We start from the raw sequence: 19035 nt of genomic DNA, 5'->3' as shown, positions 1-19035 counted from the left end.
TGCGTGACGTGTGGGACGGAGGTGCCGCCTTCCCCCGGACGGCCGTCCGTCTTCTTGCAACGCCCGAACGTACCGGGGAGTGCCCGACGACTGTCAGTGCCGAGGCTTAGACTTCGACGCTGTCCCCCCGGACTGCCCGCAGCCTGTCGCCGAGTGCCCACCCGTCTCCCGACCACCACCCCTCATCGAGGCGCTTCGCGCCACAGCGCTTATTTGTTGGAGGCCCAGCCGTGTCAAAGCCGCCGTTCACGCACCTGCACGTCCACACCCAGTACTCGCTGCTGGACGGTGCCGCGCGGCTCAAGGACATGTTCGACGCGTGCAACGAGATGGGCATGAGCCACATCGCCATGTCCGACCACGGCAACCTGCACGGGGCGTACGACTTCTTCCACACCGCGAAGAAGGCCGGGGTCACCCCGATCATCGGCATCGAGGCGTACGTCGCGCCCGAGTCCCGGCGCAACAAGCGCAAGATCCAGTGGGGCCAGCCGCACCAGAAGCGCGACGACGTCTCCGGCTCCGGTGGTTACACCCACAAGACGATCTGGGCGGCGAACCGGACCGGGCTGCACAACCTGTTCAAGCTCTCCTCGGACGCGTACGCGGAGGGCTGGCTGCAGAAGTGGCCCCGCATGGACAAGGAGACCATCTCCCAGTGGTCCGAGGGGCTGATCGCCTCCACGGGATGTCCGTCGGGTGAGCTGCAGACCCGGCTGCGGCTGGGCCAGTTCGACGAGGCGGTGAAGGCGGCCTCCGAGTACCAGGACATCTTCGGCAAGGACCGCTACTTCCTGGAGCTGATGGACCACGGCATCGACATCGAGCACCGGGTCCGCGAGGACCTGCTCCGGGTCGGCAAGAAGCTCGGCATCCCGCCCCTGGTGACCAACGACTCGCACTACACGTACGCGCACGAGTCGGTCGCCCACGACGCGCTGCTGTGCATCCAGACCGGCAAGAACCTCTCCGACCCGGACCGCTTCCGCTTCGACGGCACCGGCTACTACCTCAAGTCGACCGACGAGATGTACGCCGTCGACTCCTCGGACGCCTGGCAGGAGGGCTGCGCCAACACCCTCCTGGTCGCCGAACAGATCGACACCGCGGGCATGTTCGAGGCGAAGAACCTCATGCCGAAGTTCGACATCCCGGACGGCTTCACCGAGGTCACCTGGTTCCAGGAGGAGGTGCGCCTGGGCATGGAGCGCCGCTTCCCCGGCGGCGTCCCCGAGGACCGCCAGAAGCAGGCCGAGTACGAGATGGACGTCATCATCCAGATGGGGTTCCCGGGGTACTTCCTCGTCGTCGCCGACTTCATCATGTGGGCCAAGAACCAGGGCATCGCGGTCGGCCCCGGCCGTGGTTCCGCGGCCGGCTCGATCGTCGCCTACGCCATGGGCATCACCGACCTCGACCCGATCCCGCACGGCCTGATCTTCGAGCGGTTCCTCAACCCCGAGCGCGTCTCCATGCCCGACGTCGACATCGACTTCGACGAGCGCAGGCGCGTCGAGGTGATCAGGTACGTGACGGAGAAGTACGGCGCCGACAAGGTCGCCATGATCGGCACCTACGGCAAGATCAAGGCGAAGAACGCCATCAAGGACTCCGCGCGCGTGCTGGGCTACCCGTACGCCATGGGCGACCGCCTCACCAAGGCGATGCCCGCCGACGTCCTGGGCAAGGGCATCGACCTCAGCGGCATCACCGACTCCTCGCACCCGCGCTACAGCGAGGCGGGCGAGATCCGCGCGATGTACGAGAACGAGCCGGACGTGAAGAAGGTCATCGACACCGCCAAGGGCGTCGAGGGCCTGGTCCGGCAGATGGGTGTGCACGCCGCCGGCGTCATCATGTCCAGCGAGCCCATCGTCGACCACGCCCCGATCTGGGTGCGGCACACCGACGGCGTGACCATCACGCAGTGGGACTACCCGCAGTGCGAGTCGCTCGGCCTGCTGAAGATGGACTTCCTCGGCCTGCGCAACCTGACGATCATGGACGACGCCATCAAGATGGTGAAGGCCAACAAGGGCATCGACCTGGAGATGCTCGCCCTCCCGCTGGACGACCCCAAGACCTTCGAACTGCTCTGCCGCGGTGACACCCTCGGCGTCTTCCAGTTCGACGGCGGCCCCATGCGTTCGCTGCTCCGCCAGATGCAGCCCGACAACTTCGAGGACATCTCCGCCGTCTCGGCCCTGTACCGGCCGGGCCCGATGGGCATGAACTCGCACATCAACTACGCGGAGCGCAAGAACGGCCGCCAGGAGATCACGCCGATCCACAAGGAGCTGGAGGAGCCGCTCCAGGAGGTGCTGGCGGTCACCTACGGCCTGATCGTCTACCAGGAGCAGGTCCAGAAGGCCGCCCAGATCATCGCCGGGTACTCGCTCGGCGAGGCCGACATCCTCCGCCGCGTGATGGGCAAGAAGAAGCCCGACGAACTGGCGAAGAACTTCGTCCTCTTCCAGGCGGGCGCCCGCAAGAACGGCTACAGCGACGAGGCGATCCAGGGCCTGTGGGACGTCCTGGTCCCCTTCGCCGGCTACGCCTTCAACAAGGCGCACTCCGCCGCGTACGGCCTGGTCTCGTACTGGACCGGGTACCTCAAGGCGAACCACCCCGCCGAGTACATGGCCGCGCTGCTCACCTCGGTCAAGGACGACAAGGACAAGTCCGCGATCTACCTCAACGAGTGCCGGCGCATGAAGATCAAGGTGCTCCCGCCGAACGTCAACGAGTCGGTGCACAACTTCGCCGCCCAGGGCGACGACGTGATCCTCTTCGGCCTCGAAGCCGTGCGCAACGTCGGCACGAACGTGGTGGAGTCGATCATCAGGAGCCGCAAGGCCAAGGGCAAGTACGGCTCCTTCCCTGACTACCTCGACAAGGTCGAGGCGGTCGCCTGCAACAAGCGGACCACGGAGTCGCTGATCAAGGCGGGCGCCTTCGACACCCTGGGCCACACCCGCAAGGGCCTCACCGCGCACTTCGAGCCGATGATCGACAACGTGGTGGCGGTCAAGCGCAAGGAGGCCGAGGGCCAGTTCGACCTCTTCGGCGGCATGGGCGAGGAGGAGACGAGCGAGCCCGGCTTCGGGCTCGACGTCGAGTTCACGACCGACGAGTGGGAGAAGACGTATCTGCTCGCCCAGGAGCGGGAGATGCTCGGTCTGTACGTCTCCGACCACCCGCTCTTCGGCCTGGAGCACGTGCTCTCCGACAAGGCCGACGCGGGCATCGCCCAGCTCACCGGAGGTGAGCACTCCGACGGCGCGGTGGTCACCATCGGCGGCATCATCTCCGGCCTCCAGCGCAAGATGACCAAGCAGGGCAACGCCTGGGCCATCGCCACCGTCGAGGACCTGGCCGGCTCCATCGAGTGCATGTTCTTCCCGGCGACCTACCAGCTCGTCTCGACCCAACTCGTCGAGGACGCCGTGGTCTTCGTCAAGGGTCGCCTGGACAAGCGGGAGGACGTGCCCCGCCTGGTCGCGATGGAACTCCAGGTGCCCGACCTGTCGAACGCGGGCACCAACGCGCCCGTGATCCTCACCATCCCGGCCACCCGGGTCACCCCGCCGATGGTGAGCCGGCTCGGCGAGATCCTCAGCCACCACAAGGGCGAGAGCGAGGTCCGGATCAAACTCCAGGGACCGAGCAAGACGACCGTCCTGCGCCTGGACCGGCACCGCGTCAAGCCCGACCCCGCGCTCTTCGGCGACCTGAAGGTGCTGCTGGGCCCGTCCTGCCTGGCCGGCTGAACGACGGACGCGAGGGGCGCACCCGGTTGCGGGTGCGCCCCTCGATGTGTGCCCGGGCTTCAACAGCCCTTGGTGACGATGTCAGTTGTGGCCGAAGCGCTTCTGGCGCCCCTTGCGGGCCATGTCGCCGGGTGTGACCTGGGTGGCGCGCTGCTCGGCCTGCGACTCCATCGACGACTGCTCGGCCGCCTGCTGACCACGCTCGGACTGCGGCTGCTTGCGTTCACGGTTCTTGTTCTTGGCCATGGTGATCTGCCTCCTGAGGGGGATCTGGGACTCAGGGCCGGGACCAGATTCACATAGGCTGGCAAACAGCGCATGTCGGATAATTACCGTCCGTGACAGGGGTTGTCGGGGAGCGATGCCCCGAAACGCCACGCCGAAGATCGAGTTCGGGCCGTTAACCCCCGCACGGTCGGGCAGACTCGAAGCAAGCCCGAAGCAAACCTCCCGGAAAGAGGGTGGATCGCGTGGACCGCTGCATCGTCCTGGTGGACGCCGGGTATCTGCTGGGGGCCGCCGCCAGTCTCCTTGCCGGTGAACCCTCGCGCTCCCGCATCACCGTCGACCACACCGCCCTCATCCACGGCCTGCGCGAACGCGCCGAGTCCGACACGGAACGGCCCCTGCTGCGCATCTACTGGTTCGACGGCGCCCCCGACCGCGTCCCGCAGCCCGAACACCGCAGGCTGCGCGTGATGCCCCGGGTCACCGTCCGGCTCGGCGCCCTGACCCGCAGCGACGGACGCTGGGCCCAGAAGGGCGTGGACGCCGCGATGCACGCCGAGCTGACCGAGCTGGCCCGCAACCGCGCCTGCTCGGACGTCGTCCTGGTCACCGGCGACGGCGATCTGCTGCCGGGCATGATGGCCGCCAAGGAGCACGGCGTCGCCGTCCACCTGTGGGCCGTGCAGGCCGCCGACGGGGACTACAACCAGTCCGAGGACCTGGTCGCCGAGGCCGACGAGCGGCGCGTGCTCGACCGCATCTGGATCACCAAGGCCGTACGCGCCAAGGAGTTCGGCGGGATCTGCGCGCCGCCGCCCGCGCCGCGGCCCGAGATCGCCGCGATCCTCTCCGCGCCGCTGCCCGAGTCCGCGCACGCCGCGGCGGCCGAGCGGTCCGCCGAGGAGGCGGAGCACGCCACGGCGGACACTACCGAGAACGGCACGCAGGAGCGGGTGCCCGCGGCCAAGGGCGTGCCCACCCCGAAGGACCTGGCCGCACTGCGCGCCCCCGGCGTCCAGCCCGCCCAGCCCCCGCAGACCGCGACCCTGCGCTGGTCCTCCGACAAGGGCTGGGTGGACCGGCCCGGCGGCTCGGCGGAGCCTCCCGAGGTGGCCTCGATGCCGACACTGGCGCAGGTGACCACGGCGGAGCAGCGGTGGGCCGACCGGGAGGAGGACATCACGACCGTCGGCGGTGACCCGTTCGAGGTCGGACAGGTGTTCGCGCGACGGTGGATGGAGCGCCTCGGGGACCAGAACCACCTGCAGAAACTGTCCGGAATGTACCCGCGGATCCCGCACCGCATCGACGGCGAGCTGCTGCGCTACGCCGCCCGGTTCGGGCTGCTCGCCCACAAGGACGACCAGATCGACGAGCACGACCGGTACGCGATCCGGGCCGGGTTCTGGCGGGAGATCGACATCCGGACGGCCGCGGAGCGCGCGCCCGCGGGCGAGTAGATCCTCACCCCCGGATGTGACGTGATGGGCCGACCCGGGAGCGGAGCGGGGTTCCCGACCCCGTACTCTCGTCCCTTGTGAGTACGCGCGCGGCACAGGCACTTCGGCACGGCGACGATGTCGTGTGCGCGGTGCGCGGACTGACCAAGACCTATCCGGCGGTACGGGGCAGGCGCGGCGTTCCGGCGACACCCGAGGTGCGGGCCACCGACGACGTACGGCTGGACATCCGCCGCGGCGAGATCTTCGGACTGCTCGGGCCGAACGGCGCCGGCAAGACCACCCTCGTACGGCAGCTGACCGGGCTGATGCGGCCCGACCACGGCAGCGTCGAGATCCTCGGCCACGACATCGTGCGCCACCCCGAACGGGCCTCGCGGATCCTCGCCTACCTGGGCCAGGAGTCCACCGCCCTCGACGACCTGACCGTCTCGCTCGCCGCCGAGACCACCGGCCGGCTGCGCGGCCTGGAGGCGGCTTCGGCGCGGGCCGAGCGGGACGCCGTACTCGAAGAACTGGGGCTGACGGCGCTCGCCGGGCGCCCGCTGAAGAAGCTGTCCGGCGGGCAGCGGCGGCTCGCCTGCTTCGCCGCCGCGCTGGTCGGGGCGCGCCCGCTGCTCGTCCTCGACGAGCCGACCAGCGGCATGGACCCCGTCGCGCGGCGCGCGGTGTGGGCCGCCGTCGACCGGCGCCGGGCCGAGCACGGCACGACCGTGCTGCTCGTCACCCACAACGTCATCGAGGCCGAGACCGTCCTCGACCGGGTCGCCGTCCTCGACCGGGGACGGGTGATCGCCTGCGACACCCCGACCGGCCTCAAGGAGCAGGTCGCCGGCGAGGTGCGGGTCGACCTGATGTGGCGCGAGTCCGCCCCGCTGCACGTCCCCGAGGTCGCCGCGCTGCAGGACCGGGCCGTGGCGTCGGGGCGCCGCTGGACGCTGCGGCTCGCCCCGGAGGAGGCGCGTACGGTGGTCGCCACCGTCACCGGCGGGGCCGCGTTCGCCGCGCTCGACGACTTCACCCTGGCCACACCCAGCCTGGAGGACGTCTACCTGGCGCTGGGCGGCGCCGCACGGCAGGGGCTGGTGAAGGGATGAGCCGGCCGGACGAGGGCTTGAGAGCCCGGGCCGTCGGCTTGAGTACGGTGGCCGCCGTATCCGTACCGAACAGGACGACTGCCGGAGTGAAACCGAGAGAGGGGAGCCGCGCGACGTGAGTGTCGTACCCGCCGAGGTTCTGCCGGGCAGTGCCCTGGCCGTGGAGGAGCCGGTCCGCGAAGCGGCCGAGCTCGGACCGCGGGCCCGGCTGTGGCCCGCGCTGGTGGCCGTGTACCGGGCCCAGCTGTCCCGGGCCCGGGTGGCGCGGATCCCGCTGCTGTTCGTGGCGACCTTCCAGTCCATCGGGATCATGATCCTGATGCGCGGGGTCGTGGACGGCGGCGGCGAGGCGCAGGCCGTGGTCGCCGGGTCCTCGGTGCTCGTGGTCGCCTTCGTCGCGCTCAACCTGCTCGCCCAGTACTTCGGCCAGCTGCGGGCCAGCGGCGGCCTCGACCACTACGCGACGCTGCCCGTGCCGCCGGCGGCCGTGGTCCTCGGCGCGGCGGGCGCGTACGCGTCCTTCACCGTGCCGGGAACCGTGGTGACCGCGGTGTTCGGGTGCGTGCTGTTCGGACTGCCGCTCGCCAACCTGTGGGTGCTGCTCGCCGTCATCCCGCTCGCCGGTGCCGCGCTCGCCGGCCTCGGGGCCGCGCTCGGGCTGCTCGCCCCGCGTCCCGAGATGGCCACGCTGCTCGGCCAGTTGGGCATGTCCGCGGCCCTGCTGCTCGGGGTCCTGCCGGCCGACCGGATGCCGGAAGCCGTACGGTTCACACGGGATCTACTGCCGTCGACGTACGGCGTCGAGGCCTTCGCGCGGACCTTCGGACCGCACCCCGACTGGGCGTTCGTGCTCGGTGACCTCGCCGTGTGCGCGGTGGTCGGCGTGGTCTCGCTGGCCGTCGCCACCTGGGCCTACCGCCGGGCGGCCGTCCGGTGACGCGCCGCACAGCCGGGCCTGGCACGATGTCAGGGTGACCGCACCGTTGACTCCTCCTCCGCCGCCGCACGAACCGTCCTCGCAGAGCGCGTGGCAGTCCGCGCCTCCCGGGTACGGGGCTCCCGCGCCGGACGGCGCGTACGCGCACGGCTCGTACTGGCAGGACGGTCCCGGGGTGAGGACCGAGCTGCGGGAGGCCGCCGTCGTCACCCTGACGGTGGCGCTCGGCGGAGTGCTGCTCGGGCTGCTGTGGTGGTGGCTGGCACCGCACGTGCCGCTGGTCGGCGGTCTGGACGAGCAGGGCGGCTGGGTCGTCTACCTCAAGGACACCGAGGGCGAACAGGCCGTCGGCGTCGACGGAACGTTCACTCTGCTGGCGTTGGCCTTCGGCGCGGTGAGCGCGTTCGCCGTGTTCCTGCTCCGCCGGCGCGGCGGGGTGCCCCTCGTGGTGGCACTGACCGTCGGCGGACTGCTCGGGTCGCTGCTGGCCTGGCGGCTCGGTGTGTGGCTCGGCCCGGACCACGACGTCCTCGCGCACGCCAAGGATGCCGGCAAGGGCGTCACGTTCTCGGCGCCGCTGGAACTGGGCGCGAAGGGCGCACTGCTGGCCTGGTCGCTGGCCGCGCTGGTCGTCCATCTGTCGCTGACCGGGCTGTTCGGGCCCCGCGACCCCGATCCGTACGCCCACCAGCAGGGTCCGCTCCCGAAGGACGGGTACGGGACCCCGCCGGCGTAGCGACCGCTCCGGGCATCTCTGCCTGGATCAGGTCCTAGGCGGGCCGCCGGCCGTGGTTCGAGCGGCCTTTCTTGATACGCCACCTGCGCTTGCGGGTTCTCTTCGACATGTCCCTCGTACTTAACCGAGGAACGGGTCCGCGTCGAGGGGTCACGCACGCCCTACGGGTGCCACCACCGCGTGGGTGAGCCGGGCCAGGTCGTCGGGGGAGACCTCGACCTCCAGGCCCCGGCGGCCCGCCGAGACGCAGATCGTGGGGTGGGCGGAGGCCGAGTCGTCCAGGACCGTCGGCAGCTTCCTGCGCTGGCCCAGCGGGGAGATGCCGCCGCGGACGTATCCCGTGGTGCGTTCGGCGAGTGCCGGGTCGGCCATCGCGGCCCGCTTGCCGCCCACCGCCGCCGCGAGGGCCTTGAGATCCAGCTGACCGGCGACCGGGACGACCGCGACGGTCAGGGTGCCGTCGACGTCCGCCACCAGCGTCTTGAAGACCCGCTCCGGCGAGACCCCCATCGCCTCGGCGGCCTCCTCGCCGTAGGAGGGGTGGGCGGGGTCGTGGTCGTAGGAGTGGACCGTGTACGGCACCCCCGCGGCCGTCAGCGCCACCGTCGCGGGCGTGCCACCCGGCTGCTTCTGCTGCTTCTGCTGTTTCTTCGCCATCGCGGCCTGATCCCGCCTGTTCCCCGGAGCTCGTACGTCAATTGAGACTCGTCGGCCCGCGGGTCAGTTCGGCCGCGGGCAACGACGGCAGATTACGGATGATGGCCGTCTCCGAGCGAAGGAGTTTCAGCTCCTCGCGCAGCCGGGAGGCGGTGTCCGGGGCCTGGAGAAGGCGCTGCTTGGAGGGGATGTCCAGCATCATCGCGGCGGCCACCAGGTACGAGACCACGGACGGTTCGTCCGGCAGGTCCGCACCCGTGGACAGCGAGCGCTCACGCGCCCCGGCGAGCCGCTTCTGGTACTGGCGGAACGCCCGCAGCACCCCCTCCGCCAGCGCCCCGGCCTCCTCGCCCGGATCCTCCGTCAGCTCCTCCAGCTCCGCCGTCAGGTACGGCCCCGAGGCGTCGACGGACAGCAGCCGCACCCGGGTCGTGCCCGTCGCCAGGACCTCGAAGGTGCCGTCGGCCCGCTCCCGGATCGTCGCGGCGTCGGAGACGCAGCCGACGCCGTGGAACGCCTTGACCGGATCGTCGCCGAAACCGGCCGCGGGACCCTGGTCGGGCAGGGCCGTCCGGTCCGGCATACCGGGCGCGGTCGACGCCACCTCGTGGCCGTCGCGGATCGCCACGACGGCGAACCGGCGCGGCTCCTCCTCCGGGGTCTTCAGCAACTCGCGCATCATGGCGCGATAACGCTCCTCGAAGATGTTCAGCGGAAGTACGAGCCCCGGGAACAGCACGGAGTTCAGCGGGAAGAGCGGGAGCCGCACGGTGGTCACGACGTGAAAGCCTAATGGTCGCCGGAGTGTGCGCGTCCGCCGTGCCCACTCCGTGGATGGCCGGAGGCCGACTTCCGGCGGACCTCGTCGCGGATCTCCAGGAACCGGCCGAGCGGATCGTCCGAGAACCGGTCCCAGGGGAACGAGGTCGCGTACGGGCCGATCAGACGCAGCTGATCCTCGGCGTCCGCCCAGCGCTCCAGCCGTACCAGGACGTCCATCAGCTTGTTGCGCATCTCGGCGGGCCAGGGGTCGGCCGCCGGGAACCGGGCGGAGAGGGCGATCGCCCGGTCGGCCGCCGCGTCCAGCCGCTCGCCCGGCACCTCGGGGCCGCAGCCGTCGGTGAGGTAGGCGAACGCGGCCCGCGCGGGCAGGGCCTGGACCAGGGAGTCGGCCGGAGCGTCCTGCGCGGCCCGGTCGGCGAAGTCGAAGCAGGCGTGGTGGGAGCCGTGCCAGGAGGAGGCGAGGTAGCGCAGGGCCGCCGCGTGGCAGCCGTAGTGGTGCGGGGCACGGCGGACCGCCGCCGCCCACAGCTCCTCGACGTACTTGGGGCCGGCGTTCGAGCCCCGCGCGTGGTCCAGGGCGATCCGCCACGGCACCGGGTCGCGGTCGTCGACGTGTGCGGCGGCCGTGACGAGCGGGCTCACCTCGCGCAGCAGCTCGGCCCGCGCCGGGGACGGCCAGGCGCGGTCCACCGCGAGCTGGGCGCCGACCAGCAGCGCGTCCGGGGCGTGCGGAGCGGCCGTACGCCAGCCCTCGTACCACTCGTCGCGGGAGCGGGCGAAGGCCGCCAGCCGGCGCACGTACCGGTCGCGGTTCTCCCAGTCCCGGTCCGCGCGGGTCGCGGCCAGCAGCGCGGCGGCGGGCTCGTGGTCGCCCCGGGCGGCGGCGACCAGAGCCGGGCCGAGCCGGTCGTCGGGCGCGTCGAGCAGCACCTCGTCGTCGGCGGGCAGTCCGCGCGCGAGGTGGGCGTCGTTCCGGGGGGCCCGGGGCGCGCGGTTGAACGGGGGCAGCAGAGCCATGGTGTCGACCATTGAAGGTCCGCCGTTCGCGACTGCGCCAGGGTGCACGGCCAAATCGCGGAAAGTTGTACGTGAGCAGGTCAAGGGCGAGTAAAAAGGTGAGTGGTGTTCAACAACCATTCACCATCTCTCCCCGGTTCGGGGTCTAGCCGCGCCGCAGCAACCGTGTCGCTCCGGCCGCCACCGTCGTCGCCAGGATCCAGCCCAGCAGGATGATCGCGGCCGCCAGCCACTGCCAGCCGCCGCTCAGCTGCCAGAACCCGACCTGGCCGAGGTCGATGACCGGCAGCAGCAGATCGAGGGCGAACAGGGCGGGGTTCCACGGCGGGTGCTCGCCGCTCTTGAGCGGAGGATGACTGGCGTGCGCGAAGGCCACCGAACTCGCCGCCCACAGCACCGCCATCCATACGGCGGCCCGGCCCGGCCGGTACCCGTAGGCGACCGTCCAGTCCTGCACATACCCCCACAGCTTGGCCGCGACCGGCAGGCTCTCGCGGCGCCGGCGCTGCTTGGCGAGCAGCACCTCGCGCGCGTCCTCGTCCTCCCCGCCGGTCCGCAGCACGGTGGCCAGCCGCTCGTACGGCTCCGGGGCGTACTCGGCGGTCGCCGCCGCCACCCACTCCAGCCGCTCGTTCAGCGGGAACGGGCCGCGCGGCACCAGGTTCTCGTAACTGAAGCCGCCCATGTGCAGCCGTCCCGGGCCCGGCCAGGCGTCCGCGCGGTCCATCAGGTTGACGACCCGCGCCCCCGACAGCACCACCGCGCCCCGCGCGGGGCGCTCCCCCAGGAAGCGCAGCTCGGACGTCTGGACGCGGCGCAGCGACAGCTCCTGCTCGTCGGTGAACACGAACCGGGCCCGCTCCAGGTCGACCGCGTCCCCGAACCGCCCGTCGTCCAGGCGCAGCCCGCCCCGGCACTCGAAGCGCTGGATGCGGGTCCCGCGCGCGGGCGTGGTGCCGCTCAGCAGGACGCTGCCGACGCCCGCCGGGGTCAGGTACAGCGAGCGCTCCACGGTCAGCTGCGGGGCGTTCAGCGCGAGCCGTGAGTAGGGGTTGACCAGCCGGGCGCCGCGCAGGCTCAGCGAGACGCCGATCTTGGCGCTGCGCAGGCTCAGCTCGCCGTGCGACTCCAGCATCTCGGCCTGCAGGTCCTGGCCCACGGTCATGCCGTCCGCGGCGATGGAGCGGCCACTGCGGTCGCGGTAGACGATCGCCTGGTTCATCAGCAGGTCCGTGCCGATGTGGGCGTCGGTGAGCCGGACGCCGTTCTGGAAGCGGCAGCGCGGCAGATGCAGATCGCCCTCCGTGCGCACCCGGGCGGCCTCCAGGCGCGGCACCGAGCAGTCCACCAGCCGGACGGTGGTGAAGTGCGCCTCCGGCACCCGGACCTCCCGCTCGAAGCGGCAGCCGCGCATCTCGACGTACGGCTCCACGGTGCCGCCCGCGAGATCCAGACCGTCGCTGATCTGCACCCCGACGAGCTTCAGCGACGCCACCCGGCCGGCGAGCGCGGGCGGGCCGTCCAGGAGCAGCCAGCACACGATGCGGGCCCGCACGGTCCGCTCCGGGCCCCAGGGGTGTCCGCCGTGCGGATCGTCGACGACCGTGTCCCCGCTGCTCAGGTCGTACACGCTGCCGTTGCGGAAGGCCTGCCACATGCCGGCCTCGGTGGCGGTCAGATCGTCCGGCAGGTCTCCGTCCCGGATGCCGGCCCCTTCGGTCACTGCGCTTCCAGCTCCTCGGTGCTCGCGGGATCGGGATTTCTGGGATTCGTACAACTGTTCATGCCCGCTGAGTAACCCACTGAACGCCAGACGTGAAGGGGATCTTCCGGGTTGCGTATCAGCCAATGGAACGCGCGGACGACGGCCGACGGGCGTCTGAGAGAATTGGCCCCGTGCTGCAACATTTCTCGATGGCCCGAATCGATCTGCGCGGCGACGCCCTCCCCGAGGGCCCCGCCCTGCGCGACCTGCTGCCCCGAGCCGACTTCGACGTCTCGGCCGCCCTGGAGAAGGTGCGTCCGATCTGCGAGGCCGTGCATCATCGGGGCGACGCGGCGCTGATCGACTTCGCCGAGAAGTTCGACGGCGTGCGGCTCGACCGGGTGCGGGTACCCGCCGAGGCGCTCACCAGCGCGCTGGAGGGGCTGGACCCGGCCGTGCGCGCGGCCCTGGAGGAGTCCATCCGCCGCGCCCGTCTCGTCCACCGCGAGCAGCGCCGCACGACCCACACGACCCAGGTCGCGCCCGGCGGCTCGGTGACCGAGAAGTGGGTGCCGGTCGACCGCGTCGGGCTGTACGCGCCCGGCGGCCGGTCGGTGTATCCGTCGACCGTCGTCATGAACGTGGTCCCGGCGCAGGAGGCCGGCGTCGGGTCGATCGCCCTCGCCTCGCCGGCGCAGGCCGAGTTCGACGGTCTGCCGCACCCGACGATCCTCGCCGCCTGCGCGCTGCTCGGCGTCGACGAGGTGTACGCGGCCGGTGGCGCCACCGCCGTCGCGATGTTCGCGTACGGCACCGAGTCCTGCGCCCCCACCAACATGGTCATGGGCCCCGGCAACATCTGGGTCGCCGCCGCCAAGCGCTACTTCGCGGGCCGGATCGGCATCGACACCGAGGCCGGTCCCACCGAGATCGCGATCCTCGCCGACGACAGCGCCGACCCGGCACACGTCGCCTCCGACCTGATCAGCCAGGCCGAGCACGACCCGCTGGCCGCCGCCGTCCTGGTCACCGACTCCGTGGCACTCGCGGACGCGGTGGACAAGGAACTGGAGCCGCAGGTCGCGGCCAGCAAGCACATCGAGGACCGGATCCGCCCGGCCCTCGCCGGCCGGCAGTCCGCGATCGTCCTCGTCGACGGCATCGACGAGGGCCTCAGGGTCGTCGACGCGTACGGCGCGGAGCACCTGGAGGTCCAGACCGCTGACGCGCGTGACGTCGCGGACCGGGTGCGCAACGCCGGCGCGATCTTCGTCGGCCCCTGGGCGCCGGTCTCGCTCGGCGACTACGCCGCCGGGTCCAACCACGTCCTGCCCACCGGCGGCTGCGCCTGCCACTCCTCGGGCCTGTCCGTCCAGTCCTTCCTGCGCGGCATCCACATCGTCGACTACACGCGGGACGCGCTGGCCGACGTGGCGCACCACGTGGTGACGCTGGCGGAGGCGGAGGACCTGCCGGCCCACGGGGCGGCGATCAAGGCAAGGTTCGGGTGGAAGGTGCCTGAGAACAAGTGAGCTTCGGAATCGACGACCTCCCCGTACGGGACGAGCTGCGCGGCAAGTCCCCCTACGGCGCGCCCCAGTTGGACGTCCCCGTACGGCTGAACACCAACGAGAACCCCTACCCGCTGCCCGAGCCGCTGGTCGAGCGGATCGCCGAGCGCGTCACCGAGGCGGCCCGGCACCTCAACCGCTACCCGGACCGGGACGCCGTGGAGCTGCGCACGCGGCTCGCCGCGTACCTGACCGACACCTCCGGTCACCCGGTCGGCCCGGCCCACGTGTGGGCGGCCAACGGCTCCAACGAGGTCCTCCAGCAGCTGCTGCAGACGTTCGGCGGACCGGGCCGTACCGCGATCGGCTTCGAGCCGTCGTACTCGATGCACGCGCTGATCGCGCGCGGCACCGGCACCGGCTGGATCTCCGGCCCGCGGAACGACGACTTCACGATCGACCTCGCCGCCGCCGAGAAGGCCATCGCCGAGCACCGGCCGGACGTCGTCTTCATCACCACCCCCAACAACCCCACCGGCACCGCCGTCCCGGCGGAGACGGTCCTCGCGCTGTACGAGGCCGCGCAGGCCGCCAGGCCGTCGATCGTGGTGGTCGACGAGGCGTACATCGAGTTCAGCCACGGCGACTCGCTGCTGCCGCTCATCGAGGGCAGGCCGCACCTCGTCGTCTCCCGGACGATGTCGAAGGCGTTCGGCGCGGCCGGCCTGCGCCTCGGTTATCTCGCCGCGCACCCGGCGGTCGTGGACGCCGTGCAGCTCGTACGCCTGCCGTACCACCTGTCGGCCGTCACCCAGGCCACCGCGCTGGCGGCCCTGGAGCACACCGACACCCTGCTCGGGTACGTCGAACAGCTGAAGGCCGAGCGGGACCGGCTGGTCGCCGAACTACGGGCGGCCGGCTACGAGGTGACCGCGTCGGACGCCAACTTCGTCCAGTTCGGACGGTTCGCCGACGCGCACGCCGTGTGGCAGCAGATCCTCGACCGGGGTGTCCTGGTGCGGGACAACGGCGTGCCGGGATGGCTGCGGGTCACCGCGGGAACCCCCGCCGAGAACGACGCGTTCCTCGACGCGGTCCGTGAACTGAAGAAGGAGCAGAGCGCATGACTCGCGATGGGCGTGTGGGAAGAGTCGAACGGGTGACGAAGGAGACCTCGGTCCTCGTCGAGATCGATCTCGACGGCACCGGGAAGACGGAGATCTCCACCGGGGTGGGTTTCTACGACCACATGCTCGACCAGCTCGGCCGGCACGGTCTGTTCGACCTGACCGTGAAGACCGAGGGCGACCTGCACATCGACTCGCACCACACCATCGAGGACTCCGCCCTCGCCCTCGGCGCCGCCTTCAAGCAGGCGCTCGGCGACAAGGTGGGCATCTACCGCTTCGGCAACTGCACGGTCCCGCTGGACGAGTCCCTCGCCCAGGTCACCGTCGACCTCTCCGGCCGCCCCTACCTCGTGCACACCGAGCCCGAGAAGATGGCGCCGATGATCGGCGAGTACGACACCACGATGACCCGGCACATCCTGGAGTCCTTCGTCGCCCAGGCCCAGATCGCGCTGCACGTGCACGTGCCCTACGGGCGCAACGCGCACCACATCGTGGAGTGCCAGTTCAAGGCGCTGGCCCGGGCCCTCAGGTACGCCTCCGAGCGCGACCCGCGCGCGGCCGGCATCCTTCCCTCCACGAAGGGCGCGCTGTGACCGGCCTGTCCACCATCCTGATCGTCGTCGGCCTCTTCCTGGCCGGCGGCATCTACTCCTTCGTCAAGCAGGACATGCCGAGGAGCCTGATCGTGCTGCTCTCCATCGGCGCCGCGATGTGTCTCGTCGCGGGCGTCATGAGGCTGGAGGTGTGGAATTGAGCGGCGCTTCGAAGAAGGTCGTTGTCTTCGACTACGGCTTCGGCAACGTCCGCTCCGCCGAACGCGCCCTCGCGCGCGCGGGGGCCGAGGTCGAGATCACGCGTGACTACGACAGGGCGATGAACGCGGACGGGCTGCTGGTGCCGGGCGTCGGCGCCTTCGCCGCCTGCATGGCGGGCCTCAAGGAGGCGCGCGGCGACTGGATCGTCGACCGCCGCCTGTCCGGCGGGCGCCCCGTGATGGGCATCTGCGTCGGCATGCAGATCCTCTTCGCACGCGGCATCGAGCACGGCGTGGAGACCGAGGGCCTCGACGAGTGGCCCGGCTCGGTCGAGCCGCTCCAGGCCGAGATCGTGCCCCACATGGGCTGGAACACCGTGGACACGCCGGCCGGCTCCCGGCTGTTCGCCGGGCTGGACACGGACGCGCGCTTCTACTTCGTGCACTCCTACGCGGTCCACGACTGGAGCCTGGAGACCACCAACCCGGCGATGCGCGCCCCACTGGTCACCTGGTCGACGCACGGCAAGCCCTTCGTGGCAGCCGTGGAGAACGGCGCCCTGTGGGCCACCCAGTTCCACCCCGAGAAGTCCGGCGACGCCGGAGCCCAGCTGCTGAACAACTGGATCGGAACCCTCTGATGTCCTCGAAGATGTCGTCGAACCACCCCTCGGGGCGGCTCGAACTCCTCCCCGCGGTGGACGTCCGTGACGGCCAGGCGGTCCGCCTCGTGCACGGCGAGTCCGGCTCGGAGACCTCCTACGGCTCCCCTCTGGAGGCCGCCCTCGCCTGGCAGCGCTCGGGCGCCGAGTGGCTGCACCTGGTCGACCTGGACGCGGCGTTCGGCACCGGCGACAACCGGGCCGTGATCGGCGAGATCGCCGGCGCGATGGACATCAAGGTGGAGCTGTCGGGAGGCATCCGCGACGACGCCACGCTCGCCGCCGCCCTGGCCACCGGCTGCACCCGGGTGAACCTCGGCACGGCGGCCCTGGAGACCCCCCGGTGGGTCGCCGAGGTCATCGCCGAGCACGGCGACAAGATCGCGGTCGGGCTCGACGTACGGGGTACGACCCTGCGTGGGCGGGGCTGGACCAGTGAGGGCGGCGACCTCTTCGAGACGCTGGAGCGCCTCGACAAGGAGGGCTGCGCCCGGTACGTGGTGACGGACATCGCCAAGGACGGCACGCTGCAGGGCCCCAACCTGGAGCTGCTGCGCACGGTGTGCGCGGCGACCGACCGGCCGGTCGTGGCCTCCGGTGGTGTGTCGTCGCTGGAGGACCTGCGGGCCATCGCCGAGCTGGTACCCCTCGGTGTCGAGGGCGCCATCGTCGGGAAGGCCCTGTACGCGAAGGCGTTCACCCTCGAAGAGGCATTGGAGGCGGTGCAGCCGTGACCGAGCTGCGACGCGTCGCGACCGGCGCGCCCTGGGAGGAGACGTTCGGGTACTCCCGAGCGGTGGAGCTGCCCAACGGCCTGGTGCTGGTGTCGGGCTGCACGTCGATCGTGGACGGCGAGATCGCCGGCGGCGGTCCCTACGAGCAGACGGTCAACGCCTTCAGCGTCGCGTTCGAGGCACTCGGACAGCTGGGACTGGGCCGCGAGGACGTCGTGCGGACGCGTATGTACCTCACCCATGCCCGGGACGTGGACGATGTCGGCCGCGCACACAAGGAGCTGTTCGACTCCGTCCGGCCCGCCGCATCCATGATCATCGTCTCCGGCTTCGTGGACCCCAGTCTGGTCGTCGAGGTCGAGGTGGAGGCGTTCCGCTCCGGCGGAGGAGACGGGGAGTCCCCGGCATGACCCTTGCCGTACGAGTGATCCCCTGCCTGGACGTGGACAACGGCCGGGTCGTCAAGGGCGTCAACTTCCAGAACCTCCGCGACGCGGGCGACCCCGTCGAGATGGCCAAGGTGTACGACGCCGAGGGCGCCGACGAGCTGACGTTCCTGGACATCACCGCCTCGTCGGGCAACCGCGAGACCACGTACGACGTGGTGCGCCGCACCGCCGAGCAGGTCTTCATCCCGCTCACGGTCGGCGGCGGCGTCCGCACGGCCGAGGACGTGGACAAGCTGCTGCGGGCGGGTGCCGACAAGGTGGGCGTCAACACGGCCGCCATCGCCCGCCCCGACCTCATCCGCGAGATCGCCGAGCGCTTCGGCCGCCAGGTGCTCGTCCTGTCGGTGGACGCGCGCCGCACGGACTCCGGCTCCTTCGAGGTCACCACCCACGGCGGCCGCAAGGGCACCGGCCTCGACGCCGTCGAGTGGGCCCACCGGGCCGCCGAGCTGGGCGCGGGCGAGATCCTGCTCAACTCGATGGACGCGGACGGCACGAAGGACGGCTACGACCTGGAGATGATCGCCGCCGTCCGGGCGCACGTGACGGTCCCGGTGATCGCCTCCGGCGGCGCGGGCAAGCTCGCCGACTTCCCCCCGGCGGTCGAGGCGGGCGCGGACGCGGTCCTCGCGGCCTCCGTCTTCCACTTCGGGGACCTGCGGATCGGGCAGGTGAAGGACGCGCTGCGGGGTGCGGGGCATCCCGTGCGCTGACGTTCCTCCTCATGAGCCCCGGTCACCTGGTGGCCGGGGCTCAGCTCGGCCCAACTGTGAAAGATTAGTTGCGCAATATTTATTTCGTATCTACGCTGGCGGCATGACATCCGAGAACCGCCGCGTCACAGATCTGGGCACGCTCAAGGCACTCTCGAATCCGCTGCGGATGCAGCTGTACCGAGCCCTGCACGTGGTCGGCGCGGCGACCGCCTCGCAGTTGGGCGAGCAGGTCGACGAGGCCGCCTCACTGGTCAGTTACCACCTGCGCAAGCTCGCGGAGCACGGGCTGATCGAAGAGGCCGAGCCGCGGCGGGCGGACGGACGGGAGCGTTGGTGGAAGCCGGTGTCCAAGAGGGTGAGCTTCCACGACGAGGACTTCCGCAGCGCACCGGAGACGGCGTCCGCGCACACGGCCTTCGCGCGACTCCTCGTGGACCAGCGCGGCGACCTCTACCGGCGCTACCTCGACGAGCGCCACGCCTGGGGGCCCGAGTGGACCGCCGCGGCCTCCGACTCGGAGTCCACACTGCGGCTGACGGCGGCCGAACTGGCCGAACTGAACAAGGAACTGCTCGCCGTCGTCGACCGGTACGACACGAAGGGGCGCGCCGCCGAGGGCGCCGGTGACACCGAAGGGCGCGAGAACGTCGCCCTGTACACCTACGCCTTCCCGTTCCGCCCCTGAG

Annotated in this window: 19 protein-coding genes; 14 read left to right on the top strand and 5 right to left on the bottom strand. The window is 71.1% G+C overall.

What is annotated here, in order from left to right; translation table 11 throughout:
• Positions 1-230: 230 nt before the first annotated feature.
• The gene (gene dnaE, locus ACZ5VD_RS24630) at positions 231-3770 is read left to right on the top strand and encodes a DNA polymerase III subunit alpha (RefSeq protein WP_468549436.1); all 3540 of its coding nucleotides are present in this window, start codon (positions 231-233) and stop codon (positions 3768-3770) included.
• A gap of 81 nt (positions 3771-3851) precedes the next feature.
• Here dnaE and ACZ5VD_RS24625 read toward each other — a convergent pair whose 3' ends face one another.
• Positions 3852-4016 (bottom strand): hypothetical protein, encoded by a 165-nt coding sequence (locus ACZ5VD_RS24625; protein ID WP_468549437.1) that lies wholly within the window; start codon positions 4014-4016, stop codon positions 3852-3854.
• A gap of 224 nt (positions 4017-4240) precedes the next feature.
• Here ACZ5VD_RS24625 and ACZ5VD_RS24620 point away from each other — a divergent pair, with 224 nt between their 5' ends.
• The 4 genes from ACZ5VD_RS24620 (at position 4241) to ACZ5VD_RS24605 (ending at position 8228) form a co-directional block, all read left to right on the top strand.
• Complete coding sequence (locus ACZ5VD_RS24620; protein ID WP_468549438.1) at positions 4241-5458, top strand: NYN domain-containing protein; 1218 nt, start codon at positions 4241-4243, stop codon at positions 5456-5458.
• Between the two features lie 77 nt (positions 5459-5535).
• Positions 5536-6555 (top strand): ABC transporter ATP-binding protein, encoded by a 1020-nt coding sequence (locus ACZ5VD_RS24615; protein ID WP_468549439.1) that lies wholly within the window; start codon positions 5536-5538, stop codon positions 6553-6555.
• Positions 6556-6670: 115 nt separating this feature from the next.
• Positions 6671-7492: an ABC transporter permease gene (locus ACZ5VD_RS24610; RefSeq protein ID WP_468549440.1), complete on the top strand. Its 822-nt coding sequence runs from the start codon at positions 6671-6673 to the stop codon at positions 7490-7492.
• A 34-nt stretch (positions 7493-7526) separates the two neighbouring features.
• Positions 7527-8228, top strand: coding sequence for an AAA family ATPase (locus tag ACZ5VD_RS24605; protein ID WP_468683298.1), 702 nt, complete (start codon positions 7527-7529; stop codon positions 8226-8228).
• 150 nt (positions 8229-8378) lie between these two features.
• On the opposite strand, the gene ybaK is transcribed toward ACZ5VD_RS24605, so the two are convergent.
• The 4 genes from ybaK to ACZ5VD_RS24585 all read right to left on the bottom strand — a co-directional run bounded on the left by ybaK (position 8379) and on the right by ACZ5VD_RS24585 (position 12408).
• Positions 8379-8885, bottom strand: coding sequence for a Cys-tRNA(Pro) deacylase (gene ybaK / locus ACZ5VD_RS24600; protein WP_468549442.1), 507 nt, complete (start codon positions 8883-8885; stop codon positions 8379-8381).
• A 37-nt stretch (positions 8886-8922) separates the two neighbouring features.
• Positions 8923-9663 carry an LON peptidase substrate-binding domain-containing protein gene (locus tag ACZ5VD_RS24595; protein WP_468549443.1) on the bottom strand — a complete coding sequence of 247 codons (741 nt, stop codon included), beginning with the start codon at positions 9661-9663 and terminating at the stop codon, positions 8923-8925.
• A gap of 11 nt (positions 9664-9674) precedes the next feature.
• Positions 9675-10697, bottom strand: a complete 1023-nt coding sequence (locus ACZ5VD_RS24590) for a hypothetical protein (RefSeq protein WP_468683297.1) — start codon at positions 10695-10697, stop codon at positions 9675-9677.
• Between the two features lie 133 nt (positions 10698-10830).
• Positions 10831-12408 carry an oxidoreductase gene (locus ACZ5VD_RS24585; RefSeq protein WP_468549445.1) on the bottom strand — a complete coding sequence of 526 codons (1578 nt, stop codon included), beginning with the start codon at positions 12406-12408 and terminating at the stop codon, positions 10831-10833.
• Between the two features lie 191 nt (positions 12409-12599).
• On the opposite strand from ACZ5VD_RS24585, the gene hisD reads away from it, so the two are divergent.
• The 9 genes from hisD to ACZ5VD_RS24540 all read left to right on the top strand — a co-directional run bounded on the left by hisD (position 12600) and on the right by ACZ5VD_RS24540 (position 19034).
• A complete protein-coding gene (gene hisD / locus ACZ5VD_RS24580) occupies positions 12600-13922 on the top strand; it encodes a histidinol dehydrogenase (protein WP_468549446.1) in 1323 nt (440 codons plus the stop codon).
• Positions 13919-15028: a histidinol-phosphate transaminase gene (locus tag ACZ5VD_RS24575; protein ID WP_468549447.1), complete on the top strand. Its 1110-nt coding sequence runs from the start codon at positions 13919-13921 to the stop codon at positions 15026-15028. The genes hisD and ACZ5VD_RS24575 overlap by 4 nt, the downstream gene beginning before the upstream one ends.
• Positions 15025-15627, top strand: a complete 603-nt coding sequence (hisB, locus tag ACZ5VD_RS24570) for an imidazoleglycerol-phosphate dehydratase HisB (RefSeq protein ID WP_468549448.1) — start codon at positions 15025-15027, stop codon at positions 15625-15627. Before ACZ5VD_RS24575 ends, hisB begins: the two co-directional genes overlap by 4 nt.
• Positions 15624-15788 carry a hypothetical protein gene (locus ACZ5VD_RS24565; RefSeq protein ID WP_468549449.1) on the top strand — a complete coding sequence of 55 codons (165 nt, stop codon included), beginning with the start codon at positions 15624-15626 and terminating at the stop codon, positions 15786-15788. The genes hisB and ACZ5VD_RS24565 overlap by 4 nt, the downstream gene beginning before the upstream one ends.
• Positions 15779-16429 (top strand): imidazole glycerol phosphate synthase subunit HisH, encoded by a 651-nt coding sequence (hisH, locus tag ACZ5VD_RS24560; protein WP_468683295.1) that lies wholly within the window; start codon positions 15779-15781, stop codon positions 16427-16429. The genes ACZ5VD_RS24565 and hisH overlap by 10 nt, the downstream gene beginning before the upstream one ends.
• Positions 16429-17184, top strand: a complete 756-nt coding sequence (gene priA / locus ACZ5VD_RS24555) for a bifunctional 1-(5-phosphoribosyl)-5-((5-phosphoribosylamino)methylideneamino)imidazole-4-carboxamide isomerase/phosphoribosylanthranilate isomerase PriA (protein ID WP_468683294.1) — start codon at positions 16429-16431, stop codon at positions 17182-17184. Before hisH ends, priA begins: the two co-directional genes overlap by 1 nt.
• A complete protein-coding gene (locus ACZ5VD_RS24550; protein WP_468683293.1) occupies positions 17181-17594 on the top strand; it encodes a RidA family protein in 414 nt (137 codons plus the stop codon). The genes priA and ACZ5VD_RS24550 overlap by 4 nt, the downstream gene beginning before the upstream one ends.
• On the top strand, positions 17591-18346 hold the full coding sequence (gene hisF / locus ACZ5VD_RS24545) for an imidazole glycerol phosphate synthase subunit HisF (protein WP_468683291.1): 756 nt from the start codon (positions 17591-17593) through the stop codon (positions 18344-18346). The genes ACZ5VD_RS24550 and hisF overlap by 4 nt, the downstream gene beginning before the upstream one ends.
• A 103-nt stretch (positions 18347-18449) precedes the next feature.
• Entirely contained in the window at positions 18450-19034 is a 585-nt protein-coding gene (locus ACZ5VD_RS24540) for an ArsR/SmtB family transcription factor (protein ID WP_468683290.1), read from the top strand.
• Position 19035: the final 1 nt, after the last annotated feature.

This window comes from Streptomyces sp. NPDC032822 (assembly GCF_055578825.1).
The sequence above is the reverse complement of the archived record's forward strand: the minus strand, read 5'-3'. Positions and strand labels throughout refer to the sequence as shown.

Bases quoted from the DNA above. Each gene is read 5' to 3' on its own strand.
- ACZ5VD_RS24625 (WP_468549437.1), bottom strand. From the start codon at position 4,016: ATGGCCAAGAACAAGAACCGTGAACGCAAGCAGCCGCAGTCCGAGCGT.
- ybaK (WP_468549442.1), bottom strand. From the start codon at position 8,885: ATGGCGAAGAAACAGCAGAAGCAGCAGAAGCAGCCGGGTGGCACGCCC.
- ACZ5VD_RS24590 (WP_468683297.1), bottom strand. From the start codon at position 10,697: ATGGTCGACACCATGGCTCTGCTGCCCCCGTTCAACCGCGCGCCCCGG.
- hisD (WP_468549446.1), top strand. From the start codon at position 12,600: ATGGCCCGAATCGATCTGCGCGGCGACGCCCTCCCCGAGGGCCCCGCC.
- hisB (WP_468549448.1), top strand. From the start codon at position 15,025: ATGACTCGCGATGGGCGTGTGGGAAGAGTCGAACGGGTGACGAAGGAG.
- priA (WP_468683294.1), top strand. From the start codon at position 16,429: ATGTCCTCGAAGATGTCGTCGAACCACCCCTCGGGGCGGCTCGAACTC.
- hisF (WP_468683291.1), top strand. From the start codon at position 17,591: ATGACCCTTGCCGTACGAGTGATCCCCTGCCTGGACGTGGACAACGGC.
- ACZ5VD_RS24540 (WP_468683290.1), top strand. From the start codon at position 18,450: ATGACATCCGAGAACCGCCGCGTCACAGATCTGGGCACGCTCAAGGCA.